The organism is Streptomyces millisiae (genome assembly GCF_031845425.1).
Classification (GTDB): Bacteria; Actinomycetota; Actinomycetes; order Streptomycetales; family Streptomycetaceae; genus Streptomyces; species Streptomyces millisiae.
On sequence record NZ_JAVREM010000422.1, the window covers coordinates 1 to 385 of the forward strand.

Consider the following 385-nt stretch of genomic DNA (forward strand, 5'->3'; position numbering starts at 1 on the left):
TTCTTGAAGTAAGTCGGGTAGGCGTGGTGAATGTAGAAGAAGTGCGCCATGTCGACGTTGTTGTCGACGATCTCACGGCAGTGCGATCCCTCGATCAGGATCGAATTCCATTGCCACGGTGACCAGATGCCCTCGTCGTAGCCCTCGATCGTGGGCGGGGTCAGCTCGGCGGCCGGCGCGGAGCCTTCCGGGTCATGCCAGACCAGCAGCTGACCGTTGACCTCGGTGGTGGGCCACTTGCGGGTACGCGCCAGCCGCGGGGTGCGCTTGGCGTAGGGCACCAACTTGCACTTTCCGTCGCTGCCCCAGCGCCAGTCGTGGAACGGACACGCCAGGTTGTCGTCCTTGACCGACCCCATCGACAGGTCGCCGCCCATGTGCCTGC

1 protein-coding gene is annotated in these 385 nt (G+C 64.2%); it reads right to left on the reverse strand.

Features of this window, described 5'->3' with window-relative positions; all coding sequences use genetic code 11:
- The coding region (locus RNC47_RS37385; protein WP_311605337.1) for a Rieske 2Fe-2S domain-containing protein at nt 1-385 on the reverse strand (385 nt) is incomplete at both ends.